This window comes from Pseudomonas prosekii (genome assembly GCF_900105155.1).
Taxonomy (GTDB): domain Bacteria; phylum Pseudomonadota; class Gammaproteobacteria; order Pseudomonadales; family Pseudomonadaceae; genus Aquipseudomonas; species Aquipseudomonas prosekii.
This window is the reverse complement of record NZ_LT629762.1, coordinates 4,267,269-4,287,232: the sequence shown is the minus strand read 5'-3', so window position 1 is coordinate 4,287,232 and position 19,964 is coordinate 4,267,269. Positions and strand designations below refer to the sequence as shown.

General features: G+C 59.9%; 16 protein-coding genes. 13 read left to right on the top strand and 3 right to left on the bottom strand.

Going from position 1 to position 19,964, the window contains the following annotated elements; translation table 11 throughout:
• Window positions 1-43: 43 nt before the first annotated feature.
• Complete coding sequence (locus BLU01_RS19575; protein ID WP_092278618.1) at window positions 44-334, bottom strand: hypothetical protein; 291 nt, start codon at window positions 332-334, stop codon at window positions 44-46.
• A gap of 393 nt (window positions 335-727) precedes the next feature.
• On the opposite strand from BLU01_RS19575, the gene argF reads away from it, so the two are divergent.
• Both argF and BLU01_RS19565 read left to right on the top strand, forming a co-directional pair.
• Entirely contained in the window at window positions 728-1,648 is a 921-nt protein-coding gene (gene argF, locus BLU01_RS19570) for an ornithine carbamoyltransferase (RefSeq protein ID WP_092278616.1), read from the top strand.
• Window positions 1,645-2,754, top strand: a complete 1,110-nt coding sequence (locus BLU01_RS19565; protein ID WP_092278614.1) for an ABC transporter ATP-binding protein — start codon at window positions 1,645-1,647, stop codon at window positions 2,752-2,754. The genes argF and BLU01_RS19565 overlap by 4 nt, the downstream gene beginning before the upstream one ends.
• Before the next feature lie 115 nt (window positions 2,755-2,869).
• Here BLU01_RS19565 and ybaK read toward each other — a convergent pair whose 3' ends face one another.
• Window positions 2,870-3,340, bottom strand: coding sequence for a Cys-tRNA(Pro) deacylase (gene ybaK, locus BLU01_RS19560; protein WP_092278612.1), 471 nt, complete (start codon window positions 3,338-3,340; stop codon window positions 2,870-2,872).
• 370 nt (window positions 3,341-3,710) lie between these two features.
• Between ybaK and BLU01_RS19555 the strand changes: the two genes are divergently transcribed.
• The 11 genes from BLU01_RS19555 to BLU01_RS19505 all read left to right on the top strand — a co-directional run bounded on the left by BLU01_RS19555 (window position 3,711) and on the right by BLU01_RS19505 (window position 16,305).
• The gene (locus BLU01_RS19555; protein ID WP_092278610.1) at window positions 3,711-4,562 is read left to right on the top strand and encodes an MIP/aquaporin family protein; all 852 of its coding nucleotides are present in this window, start codon (window positions 3,711-3,713) and stop codon (window positions 4,560-4,562) included.
• Window positions 4,563-4,635: 73 nt separating this feature from the next.
• Window positions 4,636-6,141 (top strand): glycerol kinase GlpK, encoded by a 1,506-nt coding sequence (gene glpK / locus BLU01_RS19550; RefSeq protein WP_092278608.1) that lies wholly within the window; start codon window positions 4,636-4,638, stop codon window positions 6,139-6,141.
• Between the two features lie 95 nt (window positions 6,142-6,236).
• The gene (locus BLU01_RS19545; protein ID WP_007916700.1) at window positions 6,237-6,992 is read left to right on the top strand and encodes a DeoR/GlpR family transcriptional regulator; all 756 of its coding nucleotides are present in this window, start codon (window positions 6,237-6,239) and stop codon (window positions 6,990-6,992) included.
• A 295-nt stretch (window positions 6,993-7,287) separates the two neighbouring features.
• On the top strand, window positions 7,288-8,826 hold the full coding sequence (glpD, locus tag BLU01_RS19540) for a glycerol-3-phosphate dehydrogenase (protein WP_092278606.1): 1,539 nt from the start codon (window positions 7,288-7,290) through the stop codon (window positions 8,824-8,826).
• Between the two features lie 434 nt (window positions 8,827-9,260).
• A complete protein-coding gene (locus BLU01_RS19535) occupies window positions 9,261-10,175 on the top strand; it encodes a glutamate/aspartate ABC transporter substrate-binding protein (protein ID WP_092278604.1) in 915 nt (304 codons plus the stop codon).
• A gap of 193 nt (window positions 10,176-10,368) precedes the next feature.
• Entirely contained in the window at window positions 10,369-11,115 is a 747-nt protein-coding gene (locus BLU01_RS19530; protein WP_092278602.1) for an amino acid ABC transporter permease, read from the top strand.
• Window positions 11,115-11,786, top strand: a complete 672-nt coding sequence (locus BLU01_RS19525) for an amino acid ABC transporter permease (RefSeq protein WP_092278600.1) — start codon at window positions 11,115-11,117, stop codon at window positions 11,784-11,786. Before BLU01_RS19530 ends, BLU01_RS19525 begins: the two co-directional genes overlap by 1 nt.
• Window positions 11,783-12,517 (top strand): amino acid ABC transporter ATP-binding protein, encoded by a 735-nt coding sequence (locus BLU01_RS19520; protein ID WP_092278598.1) that lies wholly within the window; start codon window positions 11,783-11,785, stop codon window positions 12,515-12,517. The genes BLU01_RS19525 and BLU01_RS19520 overlap by 4 nt, the downstream gene beginning before the upstream one ends.
• A 223-nt stretch (window positions 12,518-12,740) precedes the next feature.
• Window positions 12,741-14,642, top strand: coding sequence for a two-component sensor histidine kinase AauS (aauS, locus tag BLU01_RS19515; RefSeq protein ID WP_092278596.1), 1,902 nt, complete (start codon window positions 12,741-12,743; stop codon window positions 14,640-14,642).
• On the top strand, window positions 14,639-15,967 hold the full coding sequence (aauR, locus tag BLU01_RS19510; protein WP_092278594.1) for a two-component response regulator AauR: 1,329 nt from the start codon (window positions 14,639-14,641) through the stop codon (window positions 15,965-15,967). Before aauS ends, aauR begins: the two co-directional genes overlap by 4 nt.
• Before the next feature lie 8 nt (window positions 15,968-15,975).
• Window positions 15,976-16,305, top strand: a complete 330-nt coding sequence (locus tag BLU01_RS19505) for a GlpM family protein (protein ID WP_178076567.1) — start codon at window positions 15,976-15,978, stop codon at window positions 16,303-16,305.
• 39 nt (window positions 16,306-16,344) lie between these two features.
• Here BLU01_RS19505 and BLU01_RS19500 read toward each other — a convergent pair whose 3' ends face one another.
• On the bottom strand, window positions 16,345-19,902 hold the full coding sequence (locus tag BLU01_RS19500; RefSeq protein WP_157720174.1) for a hypothetical protein: 3,558 nt from the start codon (window positions 19,900-19,902) through the stop codon (window positions 16,345-16,347).
• Window positions 19,903-19,964: the final 62 nt, after the last annotated feature.

Here is a 19,964-nt window from a genome sequence, read left to right as displayed (position 1 = left end):
TTGTGAATCGCCAGCCATCAGGCCAGCCGATGGCCCGCAAGCGTCAGTTGGTCGGCAGCCGCGGCGGCGCCTGCAACTGGATTTCCTGGATGGTTTCGATCTGCTCGTGGGCGATATGCACCCCGGTCAGTTCGCCGATCAGGCGCCAATGCTCATCGAGCCCGGAGCTGATGGTCGCCATGCGGTCGATCATGCGTCGGCCGGCGGCTTTGGTCACTTCGTCGTCGCTGCGCATCAACTCAAACGACATTGAAGTCATGGAGGCGGTGAGATGGGTCAGAGAGCGGGCCGTGAGGCCAAGTAGTTCCATTAACTGTTGTTCTTTCGATTCCATGCGTAGGCTTCCTGCGTCGCTCGAGCCGTAGTTATAACCCAGCACTTTGCATTAGCAAATGTTTCGACGCCGACAGCGTGGCTGTTCCGACCAAATGAACGCTCACCGAGCTTGGTAAGCGCTTGGCGACTCTCGAAGATCTCGCTTTCTGCGTCCGGGTTATTTGCAATCGAGCTTGGGCACCGTGTACAAATGCGTCATTCCACTGCAAATCCTGAAACATCTGCGCAGGCGGAAAAATAAGCCCCCTATTGGTAAGACGCGACATTTAATTATAAGATCGCGCCTTCCCCTATTTCGTCGCCCCGTGCGGCTTACGCCGCAGGTCTCGCCCGTTGTTCCGTTAAACAAGGCTTTGAGCATCTGCGGTTTGTAGCAAAAAGGTAGTCAATGATGAGCGCAAGGCACTTTCTCTCCCTGATGGATTGCACGCCCGAAGAGCTGGTCAGCGTGATCCGTCGAGGCGTTGAGCTCAAGGACCTGCGTAACCGCGGCGTACTGTTCGAGCCTCTGAAAAACCGCGTGCTCGGGATGATTTTCGAGAAGTCGTCGACGCGCACGCGTATCTCGTTCGAAGCCGGGATGATCCAGCTCGGCGGCCAGGCGATTTTCCTCTCGCCGCGCGACACTCAACTGGGCCGTGGCGAACCGATTGGTGACGCCGCGATTGTCATGTCGAGCATGCTTGATGCGGTGATGATCCGTACTTTTTCCCACAGCACCCTGACCGAATTCGCTGCCAATTCGCGCGTGCCGCTGATCAACGGCCTGTCCGATGACTTGCACCCGTGCCAGTTGCTGGCAGACATGCAGACCTTCCTCGAACATCGGGGCTCGATTCAGGGCAAAAGCGTGGCGTGGATCGGCGACGGCAACAACATGTGCAACAGCTATATAGAAGCGGCGATTCAGTTCGACTTCCAATTGCGCATTGCCTGCCCGGAAGGTTTCGAGCCTAGCGCCGAGTTCATGGCCAAGGCCGGCGATCGCGTGACCATCGTCCGCGATCCTCGGGATGCCGTGCGCGGCGCGCATCTGGTCAGCACCGACGTCTGGACCTCAATGGGTCAGGAAGAAGAAACCGCCAAACGCTTGAAGCTGTTCGCACCGTTCCAGGTCAACCGTGCCCTGCTCGACCTCGCGGCCGAAGATGTGTTGTTCATGCACTGCCTGCCAGCGCACCGGGGCGAAGAGATCAGCCTCGACTTGCTCGACGATCCGCGCTCGGTTGCCTGGGATCAAGCGGAAAACCGTCTGCACGCGCAGAAAGCATTGCTCGAATTTCTGGTCACTCCGGCGTATCACCACGCATGAGCCAGCCATTACTGCTTAACCTGCGCAACCTCGCCTGCGGCTATCAAGACCAGCGCGTGGTGCAGAACCTCAACCTGCACTTGAATGCCGGCGACATCGGTTGCCTGCTGGGTTCTTCGGGTTGCGGCAAAACCACCACGTTGCGTGCCATCGCCGGTTTCGAACCGGTGCACGAAGGTGAAATCCAGTTGGGTGGCGAGACTATTTCCAGCGCCGGTTTCACCCTCGCCCCGGAGAAACGCCGGATCGGCATGGTGTTCCAGGATTACGCGCTGTTCCCGCACTTGAGCGTCGCCGAAAACATCGCGTTCGGCATTCGCAAGCATCCGCAAAAGGATCGCGTCACCGAAGAGTTGCTGGAACTGGTCAACCTGAAAAACCTCGGCAAGCGCTTCCCGCACGAGCTGTCCGGCGGCCAGCAGCAACGTGTCGCCCTCGCCCGCGCACTGGCGCCGGAACCGCAATTACTGCTGCTTGATGAGCCGTTTTCCAATCTCGATGGCGAATTGCGCCGCAAGCTCAGCCATGAAGTGCGCGACATTCTAAAGGCGCGTGGCACCAGTGCGATTCTGGTCACTCACGACCAGGAAGAAGCCTTTGCCGTGAGCGATCATGTCGGGGTGTTCAAGGAAGGTCGGCTTGAGCAGTGGGATACGCCCTACAACCTCTATCACGAACCGCTGACACCTTATGTCGCCAGTTTCATTGGCCAGGGTTATTTCATTCGCGGCCAGTTGAGCAGCCCGGAATCGGTACAGACCGAACTCGGTGAGTTGCGCGGCAACCGTGCCTACACCTGGCCGATTGGCGGCGCGGTGGATGTATTGTTGCGCCCGGACGACATCGTGTATGACCCGGACAGCGCCTTGAAAGCGCGGATCGTCGGCAAGACGTTCCTCGGTGCATCGACGTTGTATCGCTTGCAGTTGCCGACGGGAGCGCAACTGGAATCGATCTTCCCGAGCCACGCGGACCACTTGGTCGGTGCGCAGGTCGGGATTCGTGTGGTCGCCGAGCATCTGGTGTTGTTCCAGGCGTCCGGCAGCACGGCGGCGCAGATTCCAGTGGTCGAATCCGGCGTTCGCCGTTACAGCACCGCCAACTGATCGCACCTCTCAATGTAGGCGCGAGGTTTGCCCACGAGAGCGCCAGTTTTGCCGATAAAAATGTCGGTAATACTGACGCCTTCGCGGGCAAGCCTCGCTCCTACATCAGCATTCGTCAGGGACGGCCGATGTCGGCGAACTTCGCTTGCGTATGTTCGGCCAACACCGCCGGCGCCAATTCGACCTCCAGCCCTCGGCGCCCGGCGCTGACAAAAATACTCGCGAACGGCTGCGCCGAACTGTCGATAAAGGTGCGCAGACGCTTCTTCTGGCCCAACGGGCTGATCCCGCCCAGCAGATAACCTGTCGCGCGTTGCGCCGCTGCGGGGTCAGCCATTTCGACTTTCTTCACCCCGGCCGCCTGCGCCAAGTGCTTTAAATCCAGACTTCCGACCACCGGCACCACCGCCACCAGCAATTCGCCTTTCTCGCTGGCCGCCAGCAGCGTCTTGAACACCTGCGCCGGGGCCAACGCCAGTTTCTCCGCGGCCTCCAGCCCATACGACGCAGCTTTCGGATCATGTTCGTAACTGTGCACGCGATGTTCGGCTCGAACTTTTTTCAACAAATCCAATGCGGGTGTCATGACGCCTCCAGTCGCGACGGCAGAAGAAAAACACTGCGCCGGATTCTAGGTCATCGCCGCGCAAAACGCTCTATTGCGGCGCTATTTCAAAGGCTTGGCACCAGCCTGCGCGAAGGGTTCGCGAGCAATTCGCCGCGCCATCAAGACGATCATTCACACCACTAATAGTTTAATTGTGACTGACGGTTCACTTTCGACCTTTGACAGCGGCGTTTCTTGTCTATATTTTTTCGAATGCGAATACTGTACGAATGAGCACAAAGCAGCACCCGGCAGTAAATCAGAAAGAGGATGGGGATCCTGTTCTGGTGAAAATCGCGCTTTGCCCACGATGACAAAGCGCCAGACAACAACAAAAAAGAGGTTTTCGATGACAACTGCTTTAAAACAACCGCCACTCTCCAGCCAATGCATGGCCGAATTCCTCGGCACCGCCCTGTTGATCTTTTTCGGCACCGGTTGCGTTGCTGCGCTCAAGGTCGCGGGTGCCAGCTTCGGTTTGTGGGAAATCAGCATTATCTGGGGCGTCGGCGTCAGCATGGCGATCTACCTCACCGCCGGGATTTCCGGGGCGCATCTCAATCCAGCCGTCAGCATCGCCCTGAGCATTTTCACCGATTTCGAAAAGCGCAAACTGCCCTTCTACATCCTCGCCCAAGTAGCTGGCGCGTTTTGCGGTGCCCTGTTGGTTTACACCCTCTACAGCAATCTGTTCTTCGATTACGAACAAACTCACCAAATGGTTCGCGGCACTCAGGCCAGCCTTGAATTGGCCTCGGTGTTCTCCACATTCCCGCACCCTGCGCTGTCTACAGCCCAGGCGTTTCTGGTTGAAGTGGTCATCACCGCGATCCTCATGGGCGTAATCATGTCCCTGACTGACGACAACAATGGCTTGCCGAAAGGCCCGCTGGCGCCACTGTTGATCGGCCTGTTGATTGCGGTGATTGGCAGCTCGATGGGCCCGCTGACCGGTTTTGCGATGAACCCGGCGCGTGATTTCGGACCCAAGCTGATGACTTTCTTTACCGGTTGGGGTGAAATTTCCCTCACCGGCGGGCGCGATATCCCGTATTTCCTGATTCCGATCTTTGCACCGATTGTCGGTGCCTGCCTCGGGGCTGCTGCTTATCGCGGGCTGATTGCCCGTCATTTGCCGAGCGCCGAACCTGCTACAAAGGACGCAGCACCGGCCATTGACGGCAAACCAAGAACTTCTTGATACCGTTGGCGCGTGATCCTGCCCATTTGATCGCGCGCCTGACCTCACTTCTTTTTCGTCCAAGGCAATCGACATGACCGATATTCAGAATAAGAACTACATCATTGCCCTTGATCAGGGTACGACCAGCTCCCGCGCGATCATTTTCGATCGCGACGCGAACGTGGTCTGCACCGCGCAGCGCGAATTCGTTCAGCATTACCCGCAAGCCGGTTGGGTCGAACATGACCCGATGGAAATCTTCGCGACGCAAAGCGCCGTGATGGTCGAGGCCCTGGCGCAAGCCGGCCTGCATCACGATCAGGTCGCCGCCATCGGCATCACCAACCAGCGTGAAACCACCGTGGTCTGGGACAAGACCACCGGCCGCCCGATCTACAACGCGATCGTCTGGCAGTGCCGCCGCAGCACCGAGATCTGCCAGCAGCTCAAGCGCGATGGCCACGAGCAATACATCAGCGAAACCACCGGCCTGGTCACCGACCCGTACTTCTCCGGCACCAAACTCAAGTGGATCCTCGACAACGTCGAAGGCAGCCGCGAGCGTGCGCGCAACGGCGAACTGCTGTTCGGCACCATCGACAGCTGGCTGATCTGGAAATTTACCGGCGGCAAAGTCCACGTCACCGACTACACCAACGCCTCGCGCACCATGCTCTTCAACATCCACTCGCTGGAGTGGGACGCGAAGATGCTGGAGATCCTCGACATCCCGCGCGAGATGCTCCCGGAAGTTAAGTCTTCCTCGGAAATCTACGGCCACACCAAAAGCGGGATCGCCATTGGCGGCATCGCTGGCGACCAACAGGCGGCCCTGTTCGGCCAGATGTGCGTCGAGCCCGGCCAGGCGAAAAACACCTACGGCACCGGTTGCTTCCTGCTGATGAACACCGGCGACAAAGCGGTGAAATCCCAGCACGGCATGCTCACCACCATTGCTTGCGGGCCGAAAGGCGAAGTGGCTTACGCACTGGAAGGCGCAGTGTTCAACGGCGGTTCGACCGTGCAGTGGCTGCGTGACGAACTGAAAATCATCAACGACGCGCACGACACTGAATACTTCGCCAGCAAGGTCAAGGACAGCAACGGCGTGTACCTGGTGCCGGCGTTTACCGGTCTCGGCGCGCCGTACTGGGACCCGTATGCCCGTGGCGCGTTGTTCGGTCTGACCCGCGGCGTGCGCGTTGATCACATCATCCGCGCCGCGCTGGAATCGATCGCTTACCAGACCCGCGACGTCCTCGACGCCATGCAGCAGGACTCCGGCGAACGCCTGAAATCCCTGCGCGTGGACGGCGGCGCAGTGGCCAACAACTTCTTGATGCAGTTCCAGGCCGACATCCTCGGCACTCAGGTCGAGCGTCCGCAAATGCGCGAAACCACCGCACTCGGCGCCGCTTACCTGGCCGGCCTGGCATGCGGCTTCTGGGGCAGCCTCGACGAATTGCGTGGCAAGGCTGTGATCGAGCGCGAATTCGAACCGGCACTGGACGAAAGCGCCAAGGAAAAACTCTACGCCGGCTGGAAGAAAGCGGTCAGCCGCACACGTGATTGGGAACCGCACGAAGGCGCTGAATAAGCCAAGCTGAGGACTCGTATCGGTATGTAACTGGCAGGGAGTGGATTCGTGCGGCATCATGGGCAAATTTTGCACGGCAGCCCAAAGGAAGCCCCATGAATCTGCCTCCCCGTCAGCAACAAATCCTCGAGCTGGTCCGCGAACGCGGCTATGTGAGCATCGAGGAAATGGCCACGCTGTTCGTCGTTACACCGCAAACCATTCGCCGCGACATCAATCAACTCGCGGAAGCCAATTTGCTGCGTCGCTACCACGGCGGCGCTGCCTACGATTCCAGTGTCGAAAACACCGCTTACGCCATGCGCGCCGACCAGATGCGCGATGAAAAGCAGCGTATCGGTGAAGCCATTGCCGCACAGATTCCCGACCACGCCTCGCTGTTCATCAATATCGGCACCACCACCGAATCGATTGCCCGGGCGCTGCTCAATCACAATCACCTGAAGATCATCACCAACAACCTGCACGTGGCTTCCATGCTCAGCGCCAAGGACGACTTCGATGTCCTGCTGACCGGCGGCAATGTGCGGCGCGACGGCGGCGTGGTCGGTCAGGCGAGTGTCGATTTCATCAACCAGTTCAAGGTGGATTTCGCCCTGGTCGGCATCAGCGGGATCGATGAAGACGGCAGTTTGCTCGACTTCGATTATCAGGAGGTGCGCGTTTCGCAGGCGATCATCGCCAACGCACGCCAGGTGATTCTGGCGGCGGACTCAAGCAAATTCGGGCGCAACGCCATGATTCGCCTCGGGCCAATCAGCTTGATCGATTGTCTGGTGACAGATCAGCAGCCGGTTCCGGCGCTGGCGCAGTTGTTGAGTCAGCACAAGATTCGGCTCGAGGTCGTTTAATCCCCTTCATAACTTCGTCGTTCCTACCGACGCTATCGCGAGCAAGCTCGCTCCCACAGGGTTCACCGCAATCCTTGTGGGAGCGAGCTTGCTCGCGATAGCGGTCGCCGATGCAACACACCCTCAGCCCTACCGCACATCCGAATGTTCGTAAATTTTCCTTTCTCAGCCCTTCGATCAGTATTTTCAATCGAAGTCGACTGGCTGTGCGCGGCTTTATGGGCTACCATTTTCGCAAATGAACATTAATGTTCGAATTCCAATATCGAAAATCATAAAAGCCCGAGGCCAGCCGATGCCCACTTCTACCTTGCCTACGCCCCCTCTCGCCGAGGTCTACGATATCGCCGTCATCGGTGGTGGGATCAATGGCGTGGGGATCGCAGCGGATGCCGCCGGTCGCGGTCTTTCGGTGTTCCTTTGTGAAAAAGACGACTTGGCCAGCCACACCTCGTCGGCCAGCAGCAAGCTGATCCACGGTGGCCTGCGCTACCTCGAACATTACGAATTCCGTCTGGTGCGTGAAGCCCTCGCCGAGCGCGAAGTGCTGTTGGCCAAAGCCCCGCACATCGTCAAGCAGATGCGCTTCGTGCTGCCGCATCGGCCGCACCTGCGTCCAGCGTGGATGATCCGTGCAGGTCTGTTCCTGTATGACAACCTTGGCAAACGGGAAAAACTCGAAGGCTCGAAAAGCCTGAAGTTCGGCCCGGACAGCCCGCTCAAAAGCGAAATCACCAAAGGCTTCGAATACTCCGATTGCTGGGTCGACGACGCCCGCCTCGTAGTATTGAACGCCATGGCCGCCCGCGAAAAAGGCGCGCACGTTCACACCCAGACCCGTTGCGTCAGCGCCCGACGCACCAAAGGCCTGTGGCACCTGCACCTGGAACGCGCCGACGGCAGCCTGTTTTCGATTCGCGCCAAAGCGCTGGTCAACGCCGCCGGTCCGTGGGTTGCCAAGTTCATTCGTGACGACCTGAAAATGGAATCGCCGTACGGCATCCGCTTGATTCAGGGCAGCCACTTGATCGTGCCGAAACTGTACGAAGGCGAACACGCGCACATTCTGCAAAACGAAGATCAGCGCATCGTCTTCACCATTCCGTACCTGAACCACTTCACCCTGATCGGCACCACCGACCGCGAGTACACCGGTGACCCGGCTGCCGTGGCGATCACCGAGGGTGAAACCGATTACCTGTTGAAAGTGGTCAACGCGCACTTCAAGAAGCAAGTCAGCCGCGACGACATTCTGCACAGCTATTCCGGCGTGCGTCCGCTGTGCAATGACGAGTCCGATAACCCTTCGGCCGTGACCCGCGACTACACGCTGGCGTTGTCCGGCACTGGCGAAGACGCGCCGCTGCTGTCGGTGTTCGGCGGCAAGCTGACCACCTACCGCAAACTGGCGGAATCGGCGATGGCGCAACTGGCGCCGTACTTCTCGCACATCAAACCGAGCTGGACCGCCAAAGCGACCCTGCCCGGCGGCGAAGACATGACCACCCCGCAAGCGCTGGCCGCGAAAATCCGCGACCAGTTCGACTGGGTGCCGACCGAAATCGCGCGCCGCTGGGCCACCACTTACGGCAGCCGCACCTGGCGCATGCTCGAAGGCGTGCAGAGCCTGAATGACTTGGGCGAGCACATCGGCGGCGGTCTCTACACCCGCGAAGTCGATTACCTGTGCAGCGAAGAATGGGCCACCACCGCCCACGACATCCTCTGGCGTCGCAGCAAACTCGGCTTGTTCACCACCCCGGATGAGCAGCAGAAACTGGCTGATTACCTGAGCAAGGTCGAACAGAACCGCAGCAAGATCGAAGCGGCCTGATCGGGTAGCCGGTTAAAGGAAAGCCCCTGAATCGTGAGGTTCGGGGGCTTTCTGCATTCCGCGGATCACCATCGCCCCTGTGGGAGCAAGGCTTGCCCGCGATGGCGTCTTCACAGAAATAGTTGTTTTGACTGATACACCGCCATCGCGGGCAAGCCTTGCTCCTACAGATACTCGTGGCATTCGGTTTTCCGAACGCGACTTGGCGGTCAATTCGGATTACCGGATAACCTTGTAACAAATTCTCCGTCACGAAAACTTAATAGCCTTATAAATCAACAAGTTGATCTGCGGTGACTGGTCTGGCACGAGTCATGCTCTACACTCTTGGACGAACGTATTGTCGAGCGACCTTTCAGGCGCCGCCCTGCGATCGAAGCACAAAAGGGCCGACGAACTGGCTCCATAAAAAAAACAATGTCGAGGAAAATTTGATGCGCATCGTTCCCCATATCCTGGGCGCAGCCATTGCTGCCGCTCTGATTAGCACGCCAGTTTTCGCTGCCGAGCTCACCGGCACACTGAAGAAGATCAAAGAGTCCGGCGTCATCACCCTCGGGCATCGCGACGCTTCCATTCCGTTTTCCTATATCGCGGATGCTTCCGGCAAGCCGGTTGGCTACTCCCACGATATCCAGCTGAAAATCGTCGAAGCCATCAAGAAAGACCTCGACCTGCCAAACCTTCAGGTCAAATACAACCTGGTCACCTCGCAAACCCGTATTCCGCTGGTGCAAAACGGTACCGTGGACGTCGAATGCGGCTCCACCACCAACAACGTCGAGCGTCAGCAGCAAGTTGACTTCTCCGTCGGCATCTTCGAAATCGGCACCCGTCTGCTGTCCAAGAAAGACTCGAAGTACAAGAACTTCGATGATCTGAAAGGCAAGAACGTCGTGACCACCGCTGGCACCACGTCCGAGCGCATCCTCAAGTCGATGAACGCCGACAAGCAGATGGGCATGAACGTTATCTCCGCCAAAGACCATGGCGAGTCCTTCCAGATGCTGGAATCGGGCCGCGCTGTGGCATTCATGATGGACGACGCCCTTCTGGCCGGTGAAGCCGCCAAAGCCAAGAAGGCCACCGACTGGGAAGTGACCGGTGATCCGCAGTCCTACGAGATCTACGGCTGCATGGTGCGCAAGGGTGATGCACCGTTCAAGAAGGCTGTAGACGACGCCATCGTGGCGACCTACAAGTCGGGCGAGATCAACAAGATCTACGACAAATGGTTCATGGCGCCAATCCCGCCTAAAGGCTTGAACCTGAACTTCCCGATGAGCGACGAGCTCAAGGCCCTGATCGCCAATCCGACCGATAAAGCGGCTGACGACAAGAAGTCCTGATTTCTGACTAATCTTATCTCCTGAGAGGGCCGCGACCCTTTCAGGAGGTAGTCACTCCCTGCTGGCATATTCTGGAAACACTCGAACCGGTGGTTGTCGAGCCGATCGCGTGTGCCTGATCTTCACGATCAGGCGGGAACGGAGCTTCCCCAGGCGGGCATTTGCATACTGATCGATCCGAGGGGAGACCCTGATGAATTACACATGGGACTGGGGCGTGTTCTTCAAGTCCACCGGCGTGGGCAGCGAGACCTATCTCGACTGGTTCATTTCCGGCCTGGGCTGGACCATCGCCATCGCCGTCGTAGCCTGGATTATCGCGCTGACGCTGGGCTCGATCCTGGGCGTCATGCGTACCGTGCCAAACCGCGTCGTTGCCGGCATTGCGACCTGCTACGTCGAACTCTTTCGTAACGTGCCGCTGCTGGTTCAGCTGTTCATCTGGTACTTCCTGGTGCCGGACCTGCTGCCGCAAGACTTGCAGGACTGGTACAAACAAGACCTCAACCCGACTACCTCGGCTTACCTGAGCGTTGTCGTGTGCCTGGGCTTGTTCACCGCCGCTCGCGTTTGCGAACAAGTGCGCACTGGCATCCAGGCACTGCCGCGCGGCCAGGAATCCGCCGCTCGCGCGATGGGTTTCAAGCTGCCGCAGATCTACTGGAACGTGCTGCTGCCCCAGGCTTACCGCATCATTATTCCGCCGCTTACCTCGGAATTTCTCAACGTGTTCAAGAACTCGTCGGTAGCCTCGCTGATCGGCCTGATGGAGCTGCTCGCGCAGACCAAACAGACCGCCGAGTTCTCCGCCAACCTGTTCGAAGCTTTCACTCTGGCCACGCTGATCTACTTCACCTTGAACATGAGCCTGATGCTGCTGATGCGTCTGGTCGAGAAGAAAGTCGCCGTGCCGGGCCTGATCTCGCTAGGGGGTAAATGATGGAATTCGACTTCTCGGGCATCATCCCTTCCCTGCCGGGTCTGTGGAATGGCATGGTCATGACCCTGCAACTGATGGCGCTGGGCGTCGTCGGCGGGATCATCCTCGGCACGATTCTGGCGTTGATGCGCTTGTCGCATAACAAGCTGCTGTCGAACCTGGCCGGCGCGTACGTCAACTATTTCCGCTCGATTCCGTTGCTGCTGGTCATCACCTGGTTCTACCTGGCGGTGCCGTTCGTGCTGCGCTGGATCACCGGTGAAGACACGCCGATTGGCGCATTCGCTTCCTGCATCGTTGCATTCATGATGTTCGAAGCCGCGTACTTCTGCGAAATCGTCCGGGCTGGGGTGCAATCGATCTCCAAAGGCCAGATGGGCGCCGCCCAGGCTTTGGGCATGACTTACGGCCAGATGATGCGTTTGATCATCCTGCCGCAAGCGTTCCGCAAGATGACCCCGCTGCTGCTGCAACAGAGCATCATCCTGTTTCAGGACACCTCGCTGGTGTACGCAGTCGGTCTGGTGGACTTCCTCAATGCTTCGCGCGCCAGTGGCGACATCATCGGTCGCTCCAATGAGTTCCTGATTTTCGCAGGTCTCACGTACTTCATAATCAGCTTTGCCGCCTCGCTGCTGGTCAAGCGTCTGCAAAAAAGGTTTGCCGTATGATCTCTATCAAGAACATCAACAAGTGGTATGGCGACTTCCAGGTGCTGACTGATTGCAGCACCGAGGTCAAAAAAGGCGAAGTGATCGTGGTGTGCGGGCCGTCCGGCTCGGGCAAATCGACCCTGATCAAATGCGTCAACGCCCTGGAACCGTTCCAGAAAGGCGACGTGGTAGTCGATGGCACGTCCATCGCCGACCCGAAGACCGATTTGCCGAAACTGCGTTCGCGCGTGGGCATGGTGTTCCAGCATTTCGAGCTGTTCCCGCACCTGTCGATCACCGAAAACCTGACCATCGCGCAGATCAAGGTGTTGGGCCGCAGCAAGGAAGAGGCCACCAAGAAAGGCCTGCAATTGCTCGAGCGCGTCGGCTTGTCGGCGCACGCTCACAAGCATCCGGGCCAGCTCTCCGGTGGCCAGCAACAGCGCGTGGCGATTGCCCGTGCGCTGGCGATGGACCCGATCGTCATGCTGTTCGACGAACCGACCTCGGCGCTCGACCCGGAAATGGTCAACGAAGTGCTCGATGTAATGGTGCAACTGGCGCACGAAGGCATGACCATGATGTGCGTAACCCACGAAATGGGCTTCGCCCGTAAAGTGGCCGACCGCGTGATCTTCATGGACCAGGGCAAGATCATCGAAGACTGCCCGAAGGAGGAGTTCTTCGGCGACATCAGCGCCCGCTCCGAACGCGCGCAGCATTTCCTCGAGAAAATTTTGCAGCACTAAGGAAGGCACCGCTCCCCACCTGTGGGAGCGGGCTTGTGTGGCGAGGGGGCTTGCCCCCGTTCGGCTGCGTAGCAGTCGCATCCTCATTGAATGCGATTTGACTTTGAAGAGCCGGGGCCGCTTCGCGACCCAACGGGGGCAAGCCCCCTCGCCACATGCCCGCTCCCACAAGGGACTGCGGCGATTCACAAGCAAGTGTTGTGGTTGACCCAAGGCATCTGTGATGAAATGCGACCCCACTCTCTATCGCGCCGCGCCGCCATCACTCGCCGTGAAACCCCGTCTGATCCGTCACCTGTTCCTGCCGCCACTGGTCATCGCCCTGATGATCGGGTTGGGCTACATCGGCTTCTGGATCAGCGAACACTACGGAATTCGCAGCCTCAGCGAGAATGGCCAGCGTCAGCTCGAACTGCACGCCCGCGCCGTCGAGAGCGAGATCAGCAAATACACCTACCTGCCGAGCCTGCTCGAACTGGAATCCGGCGTTTCCAAATTGCTCGACGAGCCGTCGCCGGAAACCCGGCAAACGGTCAACGAATACCTTGAAGGCCTGAACCGGCGCAGCCGCAGTCGGGCCATCTACGTGATGGACACCACCGGCCGCGTGCTGGCCACCAGCAACTGGCGCGATGTCGACAGTTACCTCGGCGAAGACCTGTCCTTCCGCGCTTATTTCCAGAACGCCGTGCGCGGTCAGCCGGGACGTTTCTACGGCATCGGCAGCACCAACGGCGAACCCGGTTACTACCTGGCCCACGGCCTCGAAGAACACGGCAAGATCATCGGCGTCGCCGTGGTCAAAGTCCGCCTCGAAGCCATGGAAGAACGCTGGCAGCGCGCGCGCCTTGAAGCGTTTGTCAGCGACGAAAACGGCATCATCATTCTCTCCAGCGACCCGGCGCGACGCCTCAAATCGGTGGTACCGCTGAGCGACGAGACCAAGGAAAAACTCGCCCGCAGCCTGCAGTATTACTGGTTCCCGCTCAACGAACTGCAACCGCTGGCCCGCGAAACCCTGGCCGAAGGTGTGGAGAAACTGACCTTCCCGGCCAACAGCGAACTGGCCTCCGACGAACAGGAAATCACTTACCTCGCGCAGACCCGGCCATTGAGCGACACGCCGTGGAATTTCACCCTGCTCACGCCGCTCGCGGATTTGCGCCGTGAAGCGATCAATCAGGGGATTCTGGTGGCGGTGGCGTTTGCTTTGGTGGCGTTTTTGCTGATCGCCTGGAACGAGCGACGCAAGGTGATTGCCACCCGCCTCGCCGCCCGCGAAGCCTTGCAGGAAGCCAACAATCAATTGGAACGTCGGATTACCGAACGCACCACCGACCTGCGCGCCAGCAACGATCGGCTCAAGGGCCAGATCCGCGAACGGCGCCAGGCGGAAGAGACCTTGCGCCGCGCTCAGGATGAACTGGTCCAGGCCGGCAAACTGGCGGCGATCGGGCAGATGTCGACCAGCATTGCCCACGAACTGAACCAGCCACTGGCGGCGCTACGCACCTTGTCCGGCAATACCGTGCGCTTTCTCGAACGCGGGCAACTCGACGTCGCCAGCACCAACTTGAAAACCATCAACGAACTGATCGACCGCATGGGCCGGATCACCGCCAGCCTGCGCTCCTTCGCCCGGCGTGGCGACGACAAGGGTCAGGCCAGCCTCGGCAAAGCGGTCGAGGCCGCGCTGCAATTGCTCGGCAGCCGGATGGAAAGCGCACACCTGCAATTGCACCGCGACTTCAACGACGTGCAAGTGCAGATCGACCAAACCCGGCTCGAGCAAATCCTCGTCAACCTGATCGGCAATGCGCTCGACGCCATGCAATCGCAACCGCTGCCCGCGCTGTGGCTGGAGGGCGAAGAGCACGACGGCAAATATCGCCTGCGGGTGCGCGACAACGGGCACGGCATCGACGCCGAAGCGCGCAAGCATCTGTTCGAACCGTTTTTCACCACCAAACCCGGCGAGCAGGGCCTGGGCCTCGGCCTGACGCTGTCCGCCAGCCTCGCGGCGGCCACCGGCGGCCATTTGGGTGTCGAACACCCGGCCAGCGGTGGTACCACTTTCGTCCTCAGTTTACCGTTGGTAAGCCCCACTCCCGCCGAGCCAATATGAACCACGACCTTAGTGTGCTGATCGTCGAAGACGACCCCCATGTGCTGCTCGGCTGCCAGCAGGCGCTGACGCTCGAAGACATTCCCTGCGTCGGCGTCGGCAGCGCCGAAGAAGCCCTGGAGCGAGTCGGCGACAATTTTGCCGGCATCGTCATCAGCGACATTCGCCTGCCCGGCATCGATGGCCTCGAACTGCTGACCCGCCTCAAGGCGCGCGACCGCAGCCTGCCGGTGGTGCTGATTACCGGCCACGGCGACATCTCGATGGCGGTCGGCGCGATGCAAAAAGGCGCCTACGATTTCATGGAGAAACCGTTCTCCCCGGAACGCCTGGTCGACGTCGCGCGCCGCGCGCTGGAGCAACGCAGCCTCGCCCGCGAAGTCTCGTCGCTGCGCCGGCAATTGGCCGAACGCGATTCGCTTGAAGGGCGGATCATCGGCCGCTCGCCGGCCATGCAAAACCTGCGCGAACTGATCGCCAACGTCGCCGACACTTCGGCCAACGTGTTGATCGAGGGTGAAACCGGCACCGGCAAGGAACTGGTCGCGCGTTGCCTGCACGATTTCAGCCGTCGTCACACTCAGCAGTTTGTCGCGCTGAACTGCGGCGGCCTGCCGGAAAACCTCTTCGAAAGTGAAATCTTCGGCCACGAGGCCAACGCCTTCACCGGCGCCGGCAAACGACGGATCGGCAAGATCGAACACGCCGACGGCGGCACGCTGTTTCTCGATGAAGTGGAAAGCATGCCGTTGCCGTTGCAGATCAAATTGCTGCGCGTGTTGCAGGAACGCACCCTCGAACGGCTGGGTTCGAACCAAAGCGTTGCGGTGGATTGCCGGGTGATTGCCGCGACCAAATCCGATCTGGATGAGTCGAGCAAAAAAGGCCAATTCCGCAGCGACCTGTATTACCGCCTCAACGTCGTCACCCTGGAATTGCCACCGTTGCGCGAACGCCGTGAAGACATCCTGCAACTGTTCGAGCACTTCTTGCAGCAGTCTTCGCTGCGCTTCGACCGCGCGGTGCCGGAGCTCGACAACCAGACCGTGTCCAACCTGATGAGCCACGACTGGCCGGGCAACGTCCGGGAACTGCGCAACGTCGCCGAACGGTTTGCCCTCGGCCTGCCGGCCTTCAAGAAGTCCGGCGCGAGTGGCAGCAACCACGGCTTGGCGTTCGCCGAAGCGGTGGAAGCGTTTGAGCGCAACTTGCTCAACGACGCGCTGCAACGCAGCGGCGGCAACCTGACCCAGGCCAGCCTGGAACTCGGCATGGCCAAGACCACGCTGTTCGATAAAGTCAAAAAATACGGGCTGAGCCACTGATGGACCTGATTCTGAAAGCAGCGCTGGGCGCGGCGGTGGTGTTGATCCTCGCCGCGCTGGCGAAGACCAAAAACTATTACATCGCCGGGCTGGTGCCACTGTTTCCGACCTTCGCCCTGATCGCCCATTACATCGTCGGCAAGGGCCGTTCGCTGGACGATTTGAAGACCACCATTGTGTTTGGCATGTGGTCGATCATCCCGTACTTCATCTACCTCGCGACGTTGTACGTGATGGTCGACCGTTTGCGCCTGGAGGCGTCACTGGCCGTGGCGGCGCTGGCGTGGTTGATCGCTGCCAGCGTGCTGGTGTCGGTGTGGGTGCGGCTGCACAGCTGAGCTGAGCTGAGCAAGTGAGCTGGACAGCCGCGTTTTGCCTCAGGTCTGGAACAGCGGTTCGAAATACAGCTCTGCGAACGGTTTGCCGATCGGACCGCGCCAGATCGGGTCGACCGCCGCGCCACTGCTGGCCTGTTTTTGTTGCCACTTCAGACCCAGATCGCGCTGATCCGGTGTTTTCAGGTGCGCCTTGTCGAAGCGATTGAACAGCGGTTTGGCCGAACTGAAATGAAAATGCGCGTACCACAAAGGTTGCGGCGGATCGACGGTCAGGTTGAGCACTTCGAACTCCTGAAGCAAATCCAGGCGCCCATCGGCGCGCCTGCCTTGCTCCACCAGCGTGCCGACCTTGCGTATTTTTATCAGCGGTTGCCCCGCAGGTGCCAACTCGTGCAGCTCATGCAGGTAGCCTTCGGTCGGTGTCGTGCTGGCGAGCATTTTTTCGATACGCAAATCACGCCCGACCTTGATCAATTCATCTGCCTTGGCATGCAGTTGGGCGATCAGCGGATCGTGCGCCGCAACGCGGTCAACGCGTCGCGCGCGCACGCGCAATTCAGCCGCTTCACTGGTCATCATGTGATCAAGGTCGGCGGGCGACATGTTTTGGCGCGCATAACCGTCGACCTTCCTGCGATAGTCGGCCTGCGCCGCCAAACGCTGACGGGCTTCGCTCAATAGCGCCTGGCGGTCGATGATGACGTCTGGCTGCAACGGTTGCGGTGGCAACTGACGCTGATATTTACCCGCACTGGCGGGTAGCCAGTGTTCAACGCGGCCGTCTTCGCCGCTGGTGGCAAAGCTCGTCTGGCGGGTCAGCGGGTCGACCTGTTTCTCACCGACCATCAAGCGATTGCCATCGGTTTCGAAAATTTCCTTGCCGCTGTTCCGGGCATTTGCCGATTGCTTGATGCCGTTCTTGATCCCGTGGCGCGCGTGGTTGCTCATGCGTGTCAGTTGTTCCAGCATCGGCGCAATCCAGAGCCTATCGAAGTGTTGCCCGTAACCCGTCGACCAGACGATCAGGTCACGACTGAACTCGTCGTAGGCCTCGATGCACTCGCTGAGTACCTGATTACGCCGGTGCACGTTGGCAATCACATCCGGCAAATCCTGTTGTGTATGCAGCGCGTCATACACCTTGGCCCGTGCGCGCGCCACGCGTCGATGGAGGTAGATCCACGACGAATCAAATACCCGATCGTAGCGCGTCAGCATCGGCAAATAATTAAGCGCCTTGAGGTAATCGCGATTGTTATCGGACAGGGAAACGTTGGCCTTATCCAGCTCCTGGCCCACGTAAGCCTTGTCCGCGCGCGTCTTGATGCGTTGGCGCCACACCTCGATGTTCGCCACGATCGTGTCGATGCTGCGCAGCTCCTGGATCAGCCTCGTGCGTATCTGGTTCATTTGCCGGGCAAGTCGCAAGGCAACCCGGACACTGCCCGCCGGCAAACCGAGCATCTGACTGTTGAGCGCGCCGATGTCGCTCAGGTAATCCAGACAACGATCCCTCGCCAGGCCGCTGCGGTGCAGACTGCGCTCGACCACCACCAATGCCGACTGGCTCATCACCTCCAACGTATTCTGGCGCCGGTTGCCGTGGCTCACGGAAAGCATCTGGCTGGCATGCTCATAACGTTGCGTAGCCAGCTCGATGTCGTAGGCACATTTGCCATCCACCGCGTCCACGGTTGCCCGGCGCGTAGCGGCATCGGCGTTCTGATATTCGCCGAGGGCCGCGTTGCCTTGGCGATGCTGCACGTCGAGTTGCCGCGACAGGGCGTCAATCGTGCGACCCAATCGGCGCTGATGCTCAACTGCGCGATCGGTCAGCCAGCGCGGCAACCAGCGACGAATTACGGCGGGCCACAACGGCTCGAGCCCATCGGCCAGATGCCCGAGCAGATTGCCGCCACCGGCCAGACCGTCCCCCGCCAGCGTGCCGTGCAGCGCAAAACGTGTATCCCACTGCCCCGCCTCGTCCAGCGCAATCGCCTGTTGATAAGCCCGAGCGCGCGTGCCGGACAACCGCATCGTCCGGTCCACCAGTCGCACCTGATAAATCCGCCCCTCGCGCAGAATGAAATCCCCCGAGGCATGCCGATAAACGTTGCGATACAGGCCGTCGCTGTGCGGTTGCAGGCCTTCCAGCGACACCGCGCCTTCGTACTCATAACCGGCAAACCGGTCGAGGCGAGACTTCACTTTGCGCATCGACGAACGCTGCCATCCCACAGTGCCTGTGAGCAACGCCTTGACCTGGCGCTGGCGAGTCAAAGCACGCGCCACGCCCGGACTGGACGACGCGCCGGGAAGGATATCCATCGCGGCATCGATCAGCGACAACAACACCGATTCCAGTTGCGTCAGCCCATGCCCCGCTTCGCCGCGCAAAAACGCCGCCGCGGCGAGGTTGGCGCTGTCCCAGGCGTCGTACAGCGCGACGGCGCTGCCCACAAACGGCAGCATGCCGAGGGCCATTTTCAGGTAGTTGAACAGCGCGCCGCCCTGCAAGGCGTAACGCTCCAGCGCCAGAGCGAGGTTGGAACGCGAGTTCGCCCGGTGCGCTTCGATCAAACGGCCCATGTGCGCATTGAGCAAATGCGCAGCCAGCGAAGTAGTCGCCGGCCACGCGGTGCCGGCACCGATCAAGGCATCAAAATTGCCCCTGCGCGCCTGATTGATCCGGCTGACGTGGTGGGCAACATCACCCTTCGAGGCGCGGCCCGCGAGGTAGTCGACCATCACCGGACGCAGGCACAGGTTGAACAGCAGTTCGCGGGCCAATTCAAGCGTGGCTCGCTGGTGGAAGAACTGACCGTCAGGGCTGTCCGGCAAGTACAGCAACGTTGTCCCGCTGACTTGTTCTTCAATAAACGTCAGCCCCGACAAACTGCTCGGGCCGTCGTCGGTATCGGGCCCGCCGACAGTCAGATTCACCGGCCGCAAGATAATGCGCTGGCCATTGGCGGCGAACGCCTGGGCCGTATCGGCATCGATTGCCGTGTTGAGAATTTTCCAGCCATCCTCCTGAATCTGCTGTTGCAGCAGCGCCGAGTCGCCGCGCATTTTCAACATCTGGCGGAACGGTTCGGTCAGGCATTCGCGGCGGTGCTCGTTGGCAAATGCGGTGGCGGCGGTCGAGCCCATGAAGGCACGGTAAATCAGCCCTTCATAGTGCCCGGCCAAATCCAGGTCGGTGATTAACTGGCGCAGGTACGGCAAGGTCACACCCTGCAGCAGTGCTTCGCGCTCAGTGGCCGAATCGGCGATCACCTCGACCTTCATGAAGGTCATGCGCAACCACAACGGCTGATCGATATTGCCCGGCGCCAATTGCGCGATCGACAGCGTGCTGCGCTGGCTGCTGGCGGTCAGCACATTGCGTTGTGGTGTGCCCGGCGCGGCGCCTTCGACGAGCGTTTTCTGCCAGCTCGTCGAGTCCGGCAGGTCCAGCGTGATGCTGAATCCCTGTTTGAGCGAGAAGTCTTTGCGCAGGCGTTCCTCGACTCGCTTGCGGGCGAAATCATCGCGATGCGGCAGGTCACGCTCAAGCAGCGCGTGCGAGTTTTTCATCGCGTCGATGAACGCCATGACCGCCGTCTTCAGGCTGGCGCGCCGGACCGGTGACGCTTGGCTCAACCACTGCGGCAAAT